Source organism: Pseudomonas umsongensis, assembly GCF_012647205.1.
Lineage (GTDB): Bacteria > Pseudomonadota > Gammaproteobacteria > Pseudomonadales > Pseudomonadaceae > Aquipseudomonas > Aquipseudomonas umsongensis.
Map to the genome: position 1 here is coordinate 135,564 of NZ_CP051487.1, position 13,505 is coordinate 149,068.

At 59.6% G+C, this 13,505-nt stretch carries 12 protein-coding genes; 3 read left to right on the forward strand and 9 right to left on the reverse strand.

The features are described 5' to 3' along the window. Positions 1–4: 4 nt before the first annotated feature. Positions 5–2,422, forward strand: coding sequence for a DNA topoisomerase (ATP-hydrolyzing) subunit B (gyrB, locus tag HGP31_RS00630; protein WP_033041074.1), 2,418 nt, complete (start codon positions 5–7; stop codon positions 2,420–2,422). A 264-nt stretch (positions 2,423–2,686) separates the two neighbouring features. Here the strand turns inward: gyrB and HGP31_RS00635 are convergent, their stop codons facing one another. The 4 genes from HGP31_RS00635 to glyQ all read right to left on the reverse strand — a co-directional run bounded on the left by HGP31_RS00635 (position 2,687) and on the right by glyQ (position 7,077). Next, positions 2,687–3,466 carry a lysophospholipid acyltransferase family protein gene (locus HGP31_RS00635; RefSeq protein ID WP_168757025.1) on the reverse strand — a complete coding sequence of 260 codons (780 nt, stop codon included), beginning with the start codon at positions 3,464–3,466 and terminating at the stop codon, positions 2,687–2,689. A 66-nt stretch (positions 3,467–3,532) separates the two neighbouring features. Then, positions 3,533–4,066 (reverse strand): D-glycero-beta-D-manno-heptose 1,7-bisphosphate 7-phosphatase, encoded by a 534-nt coding sequence (gene gmhB / locus HGP31_RS00640; RefSeq protein WP_033045461.1) that lies wholly within the window; start codon positions 4,064–4,066, stop codon positions 3,533–3,535. Between the two features lie 6 nt (positions 4,067–4,072). After that, positions 4,073–6,127 (reverse strand): glycine--tRNA ligase subunit beta, encoded by a 2,055-nt coding sequence (glyS, locus tag HGP31_RS00645; RefSeq protein ID WP_020797996.1) that lies wholly within the window; start codon positions 6,125–6,127, stop codon positions 4,073–4,075. Next, positions 6,124–7,077 carry a glycine--tRNA ligase subunit alpha gene (gene glyQ / locus HGP31_RS00650; RefSeq protein ID WP_003213601.1) on the reverse strand — a complete coding sequence of 318 codons (954 nt, stop codon included), beginning with the start codon at positions 7,075–7,077 and terminating at the stop codon, positions 6,124–6,126. Before glyQ ends, glyS begins: the two co-directional genes overlap by 4 nt. Positions 7,078–7,158: 81 nt before the next feature. Between glyQ and tag the strand changes: the two genes are divergently transcribed. Both tag and HGP31_RS00660 read left to right on the forward strand, forming a co-directional pair. After that, positions 7,159–7,716, forward strand: a complete 558-nt coding sequence (gene tag, locus HGP31_RS00655; RefSeq protein ID WP_033045429.1) for a DNA-3-methyladenine glycosylase I — start codon at positions 7,159–7,161, stop codon at positions 7,714–7,716. A 40-nt stretch (positions 7,717–7,756) separates the two neighbouring features. Then, on the forward strand, positions 7,757–8,644 hold the full coding sequence (locus HGP31_RS00660; protein ID WP_020797998.1) for a lysophospholipid acyltransferase: 888 nt from the start codon (positions 7,757–7,759) through the stop codon (positions 8,642–8,644). A 25-nt stretch (positions 8,645–8,669) separates the two neighbouring features. Here HGP31_RS00660 and HGP31_RS00665 read toward each other — a convergent pair whose 3' ends face one another. The 5 genes from HGP31_RS00665 to def form a co-directional block, all read right to left on the reverse strand. Further along, positions 8,670–8,984: a tetratricopeptide repeat protein gene (locus HGP31_RS00665; protein WP_020797999.1), complete on the reverse strand. Its 315-nt coding sequence runs from the start codon at positions 8,982–8,984 to the stop codon at positions 8,670–8,672. 123 nt (positions 8,985–9,107) lie between these two features. After that, positions 9,108–10,481: a Trk system potassium transporter TrkA gene (gene trkA / locus HGP31_RS00670; protein WP_020798000.1), complete on the reverse strand. Its 1,374-nt coding sequence runs from the start codon at positions 10,479–10,481 to the stop codon at positions 9,108–9,110. Between the two features lie 22 nt (positions 10,482–10,503). Further along, a complete protein-coding gene (gene rsmB / locus HGP31_RS00675; RefSeq protein ID WP_168757026.1) occupies positions 10,504–11,814 on the reverse strand; it encodes a 16S rRNA (cytosine(967)-C(5))-methyltransferase RsmB in 1,311 nt (436 codons plus the stop codon). Beyond that, on the reverse strand, positions 11,811–12,770 hold the full coding sequence (gene fmt, locus HGP31_RS00680) for a methionyl-tRNA formyltransferase (protein ID WP_033045430.1): 960 nt from the start codon (positions 12,768–12,770) through the stop codon (positions 11,811–11,813). The genes rsmB and fmt overlap by 4 nt, the downstream gene beginning before the upstream one ends. Positions 12,771–12,839: 69 nt before the next feature. Further along, positions 12,840–13,346, reverse strand: a complete 507-nt coding sequence (gene def / locus HGP31_RS00685) for a peptide deformylase (protein WP_008064647.1) — start codon at positions 13,344–13,346, stop codon at positions 12,840–12,842. Between the last annotated feature and the right edge of the window lie 159 nt (positions 13,347–13,505).

A 13,505-nucleotide genomic window follows, 5' to 3' on the forward strand; every position in this document is an offset into this window, starting at 1 on the left:
GGCATTGAGCGAAGAAAATACGTACGACTCAACGAGCATTAAAGTGCTGAAAGGCCTGGATGCCGTACGCAAACGTCCCGGTATGTACATTGGTGACACCGACGATGGCAGCGGTCTGCACCACATGGTGTTCGAGGTGGTCGATAACTCGATCGACGAAGCGCTCGCCGGCCACTGCGACGACATCAGCATCATCATTCACCCGGATGAATCCATCACCGTCAAAGACAACGGTCGTGGCATCCCGGTAGACGTGCACAAGGAAGAAGGCGTTTCGGCAGCCGAGGTCATCATGACCGTGCTGCACGCCGGCGGTAAGTTCGATGACAACTCCTACAAGGTATCCGGCGGCCTGCACGGTGTAGGCGTGTCGGTAGTGAACGCACTGTCTGAAGAGCTCGTCCTCACCGTTCGCCGTAGCGGCAAGATCTGGGAACAGACCTACGTCCATGGTGTTCCGCAGGAACCGATGAAGATCGTTGGCGACAGCGAAACCACCGGCACCCAGATCCACTTCAAGGCTTCCAGCGAAACCTTCAAGAACATCCACTTCAGCTGGGACATCCTGGCCAAGCGGATTCGTGAACTGTCCTTCCTCAACTCCGGTGTCGGCATCGTCCTCAAGGATGAGCGCAGCGGTAAGGAAGAACTGTTCAAGTACGAAGGCGGCTTGCGCGCGTTCGTTGAATACCTGAACACCAACAAGACCCCGGTCAACCAGGTGTTCCATTTCAACATCCAGCGCGAAGACGGCATCGGCGTAGAAATCGCCCTGCAGTGGAACGACAGCTTCAACGAGAACCTGTTGTGCTTCACCAACAACATTCCGCAGCGCGATGGCGGTACTCACCTGGTGGGTTTCCGTTCCGCCCTGACGCGTAACCTCAATACGTATATTGAAGCCGAAGGCCTGGCGAAGAAGCACAAGGTCGCGACCACCGGTGACGATGCCCGTGAAGGCCTGACTGCGATCATTTCGGTAAAAGTGCCGGATCCGAAGTTCAGCTCCCAGACCAAGGACAAGCTGGTTTCTTCCGAAGTGAAGACCGCGGTCGAACAGGAAATGGGCAAGTACTTCTCCGACTTCCTGCTGGAAAACCCGAACGAAGCCAAGCTGGTTGTCGGCAAGATGATCGACGCGGCACGTGCTCGTGAAGCGGCGCGCAAGGCCCGTGAGATGACCCGCCGCAAAGGCGCGCTGGACATCGCCGGCCTGCCAGGCAAACTGGCTGACTGCCAGGAAAAGGACCCTGCCCTCTCCGAACTGTACCTCGTGGAAGGTGACTCTGCTGGCGGCTCCGCCAAGCAGGGACGCAACCGCAAGACCCAGGCGATCCTCCCGCTCAAGGGTAAGATCCTGAACGTTGAGAAGGCACGTTTCGACAAGATGATCTCGTCTCAGGAAGTGGGCACCTTGATCACCGCGCTCGGCTGCGGCATCGGTCGCGAAGAGTACAACATCGACAAGTTGCGTTATCACAACATCATCATCATGACCGATGCTGACGTCGACGGTTCGCACATTCGTACCCTGCTGCTGACGTTCTTCTTCCGTCAGCTCCCAGAGTTGATCGAGCGCGGCTACATCTATATTGCCCAGCCACCGCTGTACAAGGTCAAGAAGGGCAAGCAAGAGCAATACATCAAAGACGACGACGCCATGGAAGAGTACATGACGCAGTCGGCCCTGGAAGATGCGAGCCTGCACCTGAATGAAGAGGCACCGGGTATCTCCGGCGAAGCCCTTGAGCGCCTGGTGAATGACTTCCGCCTGGTGATGAAGACCCTCAAGCGTCTGTCGCGCCTGTACCCACAGGAACTGACCGAGCACTTCATCTACCTGCCGGCCGTGAGCCTGGAGCAACTGTCCGATCACGCAGCGATGCAGGATTGGCTGGCCCAGTATGAAGTGCGTCTGCGCACCGTCGAGAAGTCTGGACTGGTCTACAAGGCCAGCCTGCGTGAAGACCGTGAGCGTAATGTCTGGCTGCCAGAGGTCGAGCTGATCTCCCACGGCCTGTCGAACTACGTCACGTTCAACCGCGACTTCTTCGGCAGCAACGACTACAAGACCGTCGTATCCCTGGGCGCTCAGTTGAGCACTCTGCTCGACGATGGAGCGTATATTCAGCGTGGCGAGCGTAAGAAAGCGGTCACCGAGTTCAAGGAAGCCCTGGAATGGTTGATGGCTGAAAGCACCAAGCGCCACACCATTCAGCGATACAAAGGACTGGGTGAAATGAACCCGGACCAGCTGTGGGAAACCACCATGGACCCAAGCGTTCGCCGGATGCTGAAAGTAACCATCGAGGACGCCATTGGCGCGGACCAGATCTTCAACACCCTGATGGGTGATGCGGTCGAGCCTCGCCGTGACTTCATCGAAAGCAACGCCCTGGCGGTTTCCAACCTGGATTTCTGATCCCGGTTCAATCGCCAAACGAAAAAGGCCAACGTCGCGCGTTGGCCTTTTTTGTGGAAAAAAGTAAATCCTCTGCAAGTGTGAAACACCCACATTACAGGCATAAAAAAACCGGCTATATCAGCCGGTTTTTTTGCGCCCAAAAAAAACTTATGCACGTTTTTTGGTTTTTTTACGGTTTAAGAAATATCTATATAAATCATCAAGTTAGAATCAAAAAACAGCACTTTTCTCACAAACGGTACACAGGTTATCCACAGAACCTCAGACAGCCACCTGATCGTTGGCAGCAGGCGCTTGTGGAGCCGGTGGCAGAGAGCCCATTTCCCGCTGCATCTGCTCGTTCCAGGCCTGAACCCGATCGTTCAAATCGGCGATGGCGCGTGGTCCGCTTCCTTCGGCATACATCGGCGCGCCGATGATCACGGTGATGACACCCTGCTTCTTCGCCCAACCGTTTTTTGGCCAGAACTTGCCAGCGTTGTGTGCAATCGGCAGCACCGGTAGCTCGGCATTAACGGCCAACGCCGTACCGCCTCGCGAGAATTTGCCGATGGTGCCGTAGGGAACGCGCGTGCCTTCGGGGAAAATCAGCACCCAGACGTTATCCTTGAGCAATTCATCGCCTTTCTTGGCGACGTGCTTGAGTGCCGCTTTCGGGTTGTCCCGGTCGATGGCGATCGGGCGCAGCATGGCCATGGCCCAGCCGAAGAAAGGCACGTAGAGCAGTTCGCGCTTGAGGACCTGGCTCAAGGGCTCGAAATAGGCCGAGAGGAAGAACGTCTCCCAGGTACTCTGGTGGTTCGACTGAATCACGCAGGGCTGTGCCGGAACGTTTTCGGCACCCTTCACTTCATAGCGAATGCCCAGGAACACCTTGCTCAGCCACAAGGCGCATCGGCACCAATACACGTTGATGAACCGATAGCGCGCCTTGAACGGCAGAAAGGGCGCGATAAAAAAACTCAGGCTGCACCACAGCAGGGAACTGGTGCCCAGCAGCAGGTAAAAGAGAAATGTTCTGATGGCCTGCAGTATCGACATGGCGACGTTTACCGTTACGGGCACTGCCCGACTGTTCAAGCGCACTCCCGATCTGTCGAAAGCGCTCTAATTGTGGATAAGTTCTGCGGCAATCGCCGCCAGATCGTCGAAAATCAAAGTGCCTGCCGGTAGGGTCTTGCCCAAAGTCTTTTCGCCTTTCCCGGTCTTAACTAAAACTGGCTGAGAATCGACGGCTTTGGCGGCTTCCAGGTCACCGAGACTATCGCCGACAAACCATAGATCAGTCAGCGATACGTTGTAATGTGCGGCGATGCTTTTCAACATCCCGGGTTTGGGTTTGCGGCAATCGCAGCCGTCGTCCGGCCCGTGCGGGCAGTAGACGATCAGGCCGACTTCACCACCCTGCTCGGCCACCAGTGAGCGCAAGCGCTCGTGCATGGCGTCGAGGGTGGCGAGATCGTAATAGCCGCGAGCGATGCCCGACTGGTTGGTGGCAACCGCCACCGTCCAGCCAGCCTTGCTCAACTGCGCGATGGCTTCGATCGAACCGGGGAGTGGAATCCACTCCTCCACCGACTTGATGTAAGCGTCGGAGTCGTAATTGATCACCCCGTCCCGATCGAGAATCAGCAGTTTCAAACAGTCTTACCCCAGCAACGAAATATCGGCGACGCCGAGGAACAAGCCACGCAAGCGCGCCAGCAGTGCATAACGGTTGGCGCGCACATTGGCGTCTTCCGCATTGACCATCACCGCTTCGAAGAACGCATCCACCGGCTCGCGCAATGCAGCCAGGCGAGCCAGCGATTCACTGTACTGACGTGCCGCGGCCATAGGCTGGACAGCCTGGTCAGCCTGCTGGATCGCCGAGTACAGGGAGAACTCGTTGGCATTGTCGAAGTACTTGGCTTCCACCACGGTCGGCACCGAGCCTTCGACCTTGCTCAGCAAGTTCGATACGCGCTTGTTCACCGCCGCCAGGGCCGCCGCTTCCGGCAACTTGCGGAAAGCCTGCACCGCTTGCACGCGCTGGTCGAAGTCCAGGGCCGAGCCCGGGTTCAAGGCACGAACCGACAGGTAGGTGGCCACATCGACGCCTTCATCCTCATAACGAGCACGCAGACGGTCGAAGATGAATTCCAGTACGGCATCGTTGAGGCCGGCAGCCTTGACCTTGGAACCGAACGCATTCACGGCGAAAGCCACGGCGTCGTTCAGGTCCAGATCCAGTTGTTTCTCGATCAGGATACGCAGCACGCCCAGTGCGGCACGGCGCAGGGCATAGGGGTCTTTGCTACCGGTCGGCAGCATGCCGATCCCGAAAATCCCCACGAGGGTGTCGAGCTTGTCGGCGATGGCCACGGCCGCACCGGTCAGGGTGGCAGGCAATTCGGCACCGGCACCGCGCGGCATGTATTGCTCGTTCAGTGCCAGGGCGACATCTTCCGGCTCGCCGTCATTGAGGGCGTAGTAGTAGCCGGCGACACCTTGCATCTCCGGGAACTCGCCGACCATTTCGGTGGCCAGGTCGCATTTCGACAGCAAGCCTGCACGAGCGGCCCACGAAGCGTTGCCGCCGATGCGCGCAGCGATGTAGGCGGCGAGCTTGGAAACGCGCTCGGCCTTGTCGTAGACGCTGCCGAGTTTTTCCTGGAACACAACGTTCTGCAGACGCTGGTTGAATTCTTCGAGCTTCTGCTTCTTGTCTTGCTTGAAGAAGAACTCGGCGTCAGTCAGGCGTGGGCGAACCACTTTTTCGTTACCGGCGATGATCTGCTGCGGGTCTTTGCTTTCGATGTTGGCCACGGTAATGAAACGTGGCAGCAACTTGCCTTCAGCATCCAGCAGGCAGAAGTACTTCTGGTTATCCTGCATGGTGGTGATCAGCGCTTCTTGTGGCACGTCGAGGAAACGCTCCTCGAACGAGCACACCAGCGGCACCGGCCACTCGACCAGCGCGGTCACTTCATCGAGCAAGGCTGGTGGAACGATCGCCGTGCCTTCCTGGCGGGTGGCCAGCTCTTCGGTGCGCTTGCTGATGATGTCGCGACGCTCGTTGGCGTCGGCCAGCACGTAAGCGGCACGCAGGTCGGCCAGGTAGCTGGACGGCGAACCGATGCGCACGCTTTCTGGATGGTGGAAGCGGTGACCACGGGAATCGCGGCCAGACTTCTGGGCAAGGATGGTGCAATCGATGACCTGGTCCCCGAGCAGCATCACCAGCCATTGGGTCGGACGCACGAATTCTTCCTTGCGCGCACCCCAACGCATGCGTTTAGGGATTGGCAGGTCGTTCAGCGAATCTTCGACGATGGTTGGCAGCAGGCTCGCGGTCGGCTTGCCGGCAATGCTCTGGCTGTAACGCAGTTTCGGACCGCTCTGATCGATTTCGCTCAGGTCGACCCCACATTTCTTGGCAAAGCCCAGTGCCGCTTGAGTCGGGTTGCCTTCGGCATCGAACGCGGCCTGGCGTGGCGGGCCATCGAGGTTGATGCTGCGATCCGGCTGCTGGGTGGCCAGCGAGGTGATCAGCACCGCCAGACGGCGTGGCGCGGCGTATACGGTTTTGGTCTCGTAGTTCAGGCCGGCAGCTTGCAGGCCCTTGTCGATACCGGCAAGGAATGCCTCGGCCAGGGTGTTCAGGGCCTTGGGTGGCAGTTCTTCAGTGCCCAATTCAACCAGAAAATCCAGAGCACTCATTGTGCAGCCTCCAGCTTGGCCAGTACTTCGTCACGCAGGTCCGGGGTCGCCATCGGGAAGCCCAGCTTGGCGCGAGCCAGCAGGTAGGCTTGCGCAACGGAACGCGCCAGGGTGCGAACACGCAGGATGTATTGCTGACGCGCGGTCACGGAAATCGCCCGGCGCGCATCCAGCAGGTTGAAGGTGTGGGACGCCTTCAACACCATTTCGTAGCTTGGCAACGGCAGCGGCTGGTCGAGTTCGATCAGGCGCTTGGCTTCGCTTTCGTAGAAATCGAACAATTCGAACAGCTTCTCGACGTTGGCGTGTTCGAAGTTGTAGGTCGACTGCTCCACTTCGTTCTGGTGGAACACGTCGCCGTAGGTCACTTTGCCGAACGGACCGTCAGCCCAGACCAGGTCGTAGACCGAATCCACGCCTTGCAGGTACATGGCCAGGCGCTCGAGGCCGTAAGTGATCTCGCCGGTTACCGGGTAGCATTCGATGCCGCCCGCTTGCTGGAAGTAGGTGAACTGGGTCACTTCCATGCCATTGAGCCAGACTTCCCAGCCCAGACCCCAGGCGCCGAGGGTCGGCGATTCCCAGTTGTCTTCGACAAACCGAATGTCATGCACCAATGGGTCCAGGCCCACGTGCTTGAGGGAGCCCAGATACAGTTCCTGGAAGTTGTCCGGGTTCGGCTTGAGCACCACCTGGAACTGGTAGTAGTGCTGCAGACGGTTCGGGTTTTCGCCGTAGCGGCCGTCAGTCGGGCGACGACTTGGCTGTACATAAGCGGCGTTCCAGGTTTCCGGGCCAATGGCGCGCAGGAATGTAGCGGTGTGGAAAGTGCCGGCGCCTACTTCCATATCGTAGGGCTGAAGTACCACACAACCTTGCTCGGCCCAGTATTGCTGGAGGGCGAGGATCAAGTCTTGGAAGGTACGCACGGCTGGCGTAGGCTGGCTCACGAAATTCACCTGTTTCTTGGGCTGCGATTTAAAGAGCGGGAGTATACCCGATTCGTTGCTGCGCACGCCCCCTGGAGCCCTATGCCACGCTGCTTTTGGTGTACCGAAGATCCGCTGTACATGGCTTATCACGATCAGGAGTGGGGCACGCCGCTACGCGATGCGCAGGCATTGTTCGAGTTGCTTTTGCTCGAAGGGTTCCAGGCCGGCCTTTCCTGGATCACTGTGCTGCGCAAGCGCGAGCATTATCGCCGGGTGATGTACGGCTTCGACGTCCAGCGCGTGGCGCAGATGAGCGACGCGGAAATCGATGAACTGATGCTCGACCCGGGGATCATCCGCAATCGCCTCAAGCTCAACGCGGCCCGACGCAATGCCCAGGCCTGGATGGCACTGGAGGATCCGGTGGCGTTTCTCTGGTCCTTTGTCGGCGGTGTGCCGAAGATCAATCATTTCAAGGATCGCAGCGAAGTGCCGGCGATCACACCCGAGGCAGTGGAGATGAGCAAAGGCTTGAAAAAGGCCGGGTTCACCTTCGTTGGCCCGACCATTTGCTACGCACTGATGCAGGCATCGGGCATGGTCATGGACCACACCCGCGATTGCGATCGCTACGCGATGCTGGTCAACGGCGGTTAGAATGGCCGCCTCGCGCACAGCACAAGATCAGGAGTGACCTGTGGATAAGTTGAAAGGCGCCTTGCTGGTAGGCGCTCTGCGGCTGTTTGCCCTGCTTCCGTGGCGGGCCGTTCAAGCCGTGGGCTCGGCGATAGGCTGGGTCATGTGGAAAACCCCGAACCGTTCCCGCGATGTGGTGCGGATCAATCTGTCCAAGTGCTTTCCCGATATGGACCCCGCCGAGCGTGAGCGCCTGGTGGGCCAGAGCTTGCGGGACATTGGCAAGTCCCTGACTGAAAGCGCCTGTGCCTGGATCTGGCCGGCCCAGCGCTCCATCGACCTGGTTCGCGAGGTGGAAGGCCTCGACGTATTGAAAGACGCCCTCGCCTCCGGCAAAGGCGTGGTGGGCATCACCAGTCACCTGGGCAACTGGGAAGTGCTCAACCATTTCTACTGCAGCCAGTGCAAACCGATCATTTTCTATCGCCCGCCAAAATTGAAGGCGGTGGATGAGTTGCTGCAAAAGCAACGGGTTCAACTGGGCAACAAGGTGGCCGCTTCCACCAAGGAAGGCATCCTCAGTGTGATCAAGGAAGTGCGCAGAGGTGGTGCGGTGGGTATTCCAGCCGACCCGGAACCGGCCGAATCCGCGGGGATCTTCGTGCCGTTCTTCGCCGTACAGGCGCTGACCAGCAAGTTTGTGCCGAACATGCTCGCCGGTGGCAAAGCGGTGGGCGTGTTCCTGCATGCCCTGCGGTTGCCGGACGGTTCGGGCTACAAGGTGATCCTGGAAGCCGCGCCCGAGGCCATGTACAGCACCGATACCGCCACTTCTTGCGCAGCCATGAGCCAGGTCGTCGAGCGCTATGTGCGGGCGTATCCGAGCCAATACATGTGGAGCATGAAGCGCTTCAAGAAGCGTCCTGCGGGTGAAGAACGCTGGTACTGAACCGGATGGCTTGGGCTGTCTGCAGTCAGTGCGCCTGACGGTCGAGTTTCTTCAGAAACACAGTCATTTCTTTTTCGGCCTGTTTGTCGCCGTGGTTTCGGGCGGCTTCCAGGCCTTTCTCCCAGGCTTGTCGCGCAGCCGCGACATCCGCCAGCGCCAGATGAGCCTTGCCTAACAGTTTCCAGGCGGCCGAGTACTTCGGATCGATCTCGACGCAGCGCTGGAAATGCTCGACGGCCTTGGCGTTTTCCCCAAGATCCAGGTAACCCTTGCCCAGGCCGAAGCGCAGTAACGAGTTATCCACACCCTTGGCGAGCATTTTTTCCAGGGATTCGATCATGGGTGACACCTCTTATGATCGTTCCCACGCTCTACGTGGGAACGCCTCAATGGACGCTCTGCGTCCGCTTTGGGACGCGGAGCGTCCCGGGCTGTATTCCCACAGAGAGCGTGGGAATGATCGTCAGAAGAAGCTGAGTCCAACGTGGAACAGCTTTTCCACATCGCGAATATGCTTTTTATCCACAAGGAACAGGATCACATGGTCGCCGGCGGCGATCACGGTGTCATCGTGCGCGATAATGACCTCTTCATCACGAATAATCGCGCCAATCGTCGTGCCCGGTGGCAAGCCGATGTTTTCGATGGCCTTGCCGATCACCTTGCTCGATTTCGCGTCGCCGTGCGCAATCGCCTCGATGGCTTCCGCAGCGCCGCGACGCAATGAGTGCACGCTGACGATATCGCCGCGACGCACGTGCGCCAGCAAGGTGCCGATGGTCGCCAGTTGCGGGCTGATGGCGATGTCGATGTCGCCGCCCTGGATCAGGTCGACGTAGGCCGGGTTATTGATGATGGTCATCACCTTCTTAGCGCCCAAGCGCTTGGCCAGCAGCGACGACATGATGTTGGCCTCGTCGTCGTTGGTCAGGGCCAGGAAGATGTCCGCGTCGGCGATGTTCTCTTCCAGCAGCAGGTCACGGTCCGAAGCGCTGCCCTGCAACACCACGGTGCTGTCGAGGGTGTCCGAGAGGTGTCGGCAGCGTGCCGGATTCATCTCGATGATCTTCACTTGGTAACGGCTTTCAATGGCTTCGGCCAGGCGTTCGCCGATTTGCCCGCCACCGGCGATGACGATGCGCTTGTAGGTCTCGTCGAGACGGCGCATTTCACTCATGACCGCGCGAATGTTCGCCCGAGCGGCGATGAAAAACACTTCGTCGTCCGCTTCGATCACCGTATCGCCCTGGGGCAGGATCGGTCGGTCGCGACGGAAAATGGCGGCCACGCGGGTTTCGACATTCGGCATGTGTTCACGCAGCTGGCGCAGTTGCTGACCTACCAGCGGCCCGCCGTAATAGGCCCGCACCGCAACCAACTGCGCCTTGCCCTCGGCGAAGTCGATCACCTGCAAGGCGCCCGGATGCTGGATCAGGCGCTTGATGTAGTTGGTGACCACCTGCTCGGGGCTGATCAGCACATCCACCGGGATCGCTTCGTTGTCGAACAATTCGTTGCGGGTCAGGTACGCCGCTTCACGCACGCGGGCGATCTTGGTCGGTGTATGGAAAAGGGTATGGGCAACCTGGCAGGCCACCATATTGGTTTCATCGCTGCTGGTCACGGCGACCAGCATGTCGGCATCATCGGCGCCAGCCTGGCGCAGAATACTGGGCAGCGAACCGCGGCCTTGTACCGTACGGATGTCCAGTCGGTCGCCGAGGTCACGCAGGCGTTCGCCATCGGTGTCGACCACGGTAATGTCATTCGCTTCGCTTGCCAGGTGCTCCGCCAGCGAACCGCCGACCTGCCCCGCTCCGAGGATGATGATTTTCATCCAGTCACTCCGTTGAATCCGTTTAGCCGCGTGCGGCGGCGATCTTGATCAGCTTGGCGTAGTAGAACCCGTCGTGACCATCTTCCTGGGCGAGCAATTGCCGACCATGGAGTTGCTTGATCCCGGCCGTCGTGGCCAGGTCCAGTTCGCGGGCGCCCGGGGTGCGAGCGAGGAAGGCCTCGATCACTTCGGTGTTTTCGGTCGGCAGCGTGGAACAGGTGGCATAGAGCAGGATGCCGCCGACTTCCAGCGTCATCCACAGGGCGTCCAGCAATTCACCTTGCAGCAACGCCAGCGCAGCGATGTCATCGGGCTGGCGAGTCAGCTTGATGTCCGGGTGACGGCGAATCACGCCGGTGGCCGAGCACGGTGCATCGAGGAGGATGCGCTGGAAGGGCTTGCCGTCCCACCAGGTGGCGGTGTCGCGGCCGTCGGCGGCGATCAGTTCGGCGCTCAATTTCAGGCGTTCGAGGTTCTCGCGCACCCGCACCAGGCGTTTGGCTTCAAGGTCCACGGCGACGACGCCGGCCAGCTTGGGTTCGGCTTCGAGGATATGGCAGGTCTTGCCGCCGGGTGCACAGCAAGCGTCGAGCACGCGTTGGCCCGGCGCCAGGTCCAGCAAATCGGCAGCCAGTTGTGCCGCTTCGTCCTGCACGCTTATCCAGCCTTCGGCGAAGCCCGGCAGGCTGCGCACGTCGGCGGCTGCATCGAGGATGATGCCATCGCGGCTGTAAACGCATGCATTGGCGGCGATACCCGCTTCACTGAGCAGGCCAAGGTAGGCATCACGGCTGTGATGGCGGCGGTTGACCCGCAGAATCATGGGCGGGTGCGCGTTGTTCGCCGTGCAAATGGCTTCCCATTGCTCGGGCCAGAAGGCTTTGAGCGATTTTTGCAGCCAGCGCGGGTGGGCGGTGCGCACTACCGGGTCGTGTTCCAGCTCGGTCAACAGGGTTTCGCTTTCCCGTTGCGCGCGGCGCAGTACGGCATTGAGCAAGGCCTTGGCCCAGGGTTTTTTCAGCTTGTCGGCGCAACCCACGGTTTCGCCGATCGCGGCGTGGGGAGGGACTCGGGTGTAGAGCAATTGGTAGAGGCCCACCAGCAAGAGCGCTTCAACATCGGCGTCGGCAGCCTTGAACGGTTTCTGCAGCAGCTTGGCCGCCAGCGCGGATAAGCGCGGCTGCCAGCGAGCGGTGCCAAATGCCAGATCCTGGGTGAAACCGCGATCACGGTCTTCGACTTTGTCCAGTTGTGTCGGCAATGAACTGTTGAGGGAAGCTTTGCCGCTCAGGACAGCGGCGAGTGCCTTGGCGGCGGCCAAACGCGGGTTCATTGAGCGTCCACCGCTTGACCGAGGACGGTGCCGATGGCGAATTTCTCTCGACGGCTGTTGAACAGGTCACTGAAGTTCAGCGCCTTGCCACCGGGCAATTGCAGGCGGGTCAGGCACAGGGCCTGCTGACCGCAGGCAACGATCAGCCCGTCTTTGCTGGCAGCAAGAACTTCCCCCGCTGTGCCCTGCCCTTCGGCCACGTTCGCCGCCAGCACTTTCAACGCTTCGCCGTTCAGTGTGCTGTGGGTGATCGGCCAAGGATTGAAAGCGCGAACCAGACGCTCCAGCTCAACTGCTGGCCGCGTCCAGTCGATGCGCGCCTCATCCTTGTTCAATTTGTGTGCGTAGGTGGCCAGGCTGTCGTCCTGCACTTCACCTTCCAGCGTACCGGCGGCGAGGCCGGCAATCGCCTGGAGCACGGCGGGCGGACCCATTTCGGCCAGACGGTCGTGCAGGCTGCCACCGGTATCCTGGGCGCTGATCGGCGTGATGACTTTCAGCAGCATCGGCCCGGTGTCGAGGCCGGCTTCCATGCGCATTACCGTCACGCCGCTTTCGCTGTCACCGGCTTCGACGGCACGCTGGATCGGCGCCGCACCGCGCCAGCGAGGCAGCAGGGACGCGTGGCTATTGATGCAACCCAGGCGCGGAATATCCAGCACCACCTGCGGCAGGATCAGGCCGTAGGCAACCACCACCATCAAGTCCGGCTTCAGTGCGGCCAATTCGGCCTGGGCGTCGGCATTGCGCAAGGTCGGGGGTTGTAACACCGCAATATTGTTTTCAAGGGCGAGTTGCTTGACCGGGCTCGGCATCAGCTTTTGCCCACGACCCGCCGGACGATCCGGCTGGGTGTAGACCGCAACGATCTCGTAAGGGCTGTCGAGCAGGGCCTTGAGGTGTTCGGCGGCGAATTCCGGGGTGCCGGCAAAGACAATGCGCAGTGGCTCAGTCATGAAAGCTCTCGATTACAAAGCATCTTGAAAAGAAAAAGGCTTGCCGCAGCAAGCCTTTGAAGAGGGGCATCAAGCATTCTGGCGGTGAAGTTTTTCCAGTTTCTTCTTGATACGGTCACGTTTGAGCGTGGACAGGTAGTCGACGAACAATTTGCCGTTGAGGTGGTCGCATTCGTGCTGGATGCAAACGGCGAGCAGGCCTTCGGCGATCAGTTCGTATGGCTGGCCATCGCGGTCCAGGGCCTTGACCTTGACCTTTTGCGGGCGATCGACGTTTTCGTAGAAACCCGGCACCGAGAGGCAGCCTTCCTGGTATTGCTCCATCTCGTCGGTCAGGGGCTCGAACTCGGGGTTGATGAACACCCGTGGTTCGGTGCGGTCTTCGGAGAGGTCCATCACGACGATACGTTTGTGCACGTTGACCTGGGTCGCGGCGAGGCCGATGCCTGGCGCTTCATACATTGTTTCAAACATATCATCGACCAGCTGACGCACTTCGTCGTCCACTACGGTCACTGTCTTGGCGATCGTACGCAGGCGCGGGTCAGGGAATTCGAGGATGTTTAAAATGGCCATAAGCTTTGATTACTGCACGTGTGAAGTAAAGTCGGGTCGATGGCCTGGCTGCTCCGGAGAAGATGCAGGCTACCGTTGTAAAACGTAGCTCCCTTCTTTTCATAAGCAAGCGGGGAGCGAGCCACCGAGGGCTCTGGCGTTTCACGCGAACGTACATAA

What these genes read in the sequence shown, in the direction of transcription:
- rsmB (WP_168757026.1), bottom strand. Translation starts at nt 11,814, where the DNA reads ATGAACCCGCGTTTGGCCGCCGCCAAGGCACTCGCCGCTGTCCTGAGC.
- HGP31_RS00635 (WP_168757025.1), bottom strand. Translation starts at nt 3,466, where the DNA reads ATGTCGATACTGCAGGCCATCAGAACATTTCTCTTTTACCTGCTGCTG.
- tag (WP_033045429.1), top strand. Translation starts at nt 7,159, where the DNA reads ATGCCACGCTGCTTTTGGTGTACCGAAGATCCGCTGTACATGGCTTAT.
- trkA (WP_020798000.1), bottom strand. Translation starts at nt 10,481, where the DNA reads ATGAAAATCATCATCCTCGGAGCGGGGCAGGTCGGCGGTTCGCTGGCG.
- glyS (WP_020797996.1), bottom strand. Translation starts at nt 6,127, where the DNA reads ATGAGTGCTCTGGATTTTCTGGTTGAATTGGGCACTGAAGAACTGCCA.
- fmt (WP_033045430.1), bottom strand. Translation starts at nt 12,770, where the DNA reads ATGACTGAGCCACTGCGCATTGTCTTTGCCGGCACCCCGGAATTCGCC.
- def (WP_008064647.1), bottom strand. Translation starts at nt 13,346, where the DNA reads ATGGCCATTTTAAACATCCTCGAATTCCCTGACCCGCGCCTGCGTACG.
- HGP31_RS00665 (WP_020797999.1), bottom strand. Translation starts at nt 8,984, where the DNA reads ATGATCGAATCCCTGGAAAAAATGCTCGCCAAGGGTGTGGATAACTCG.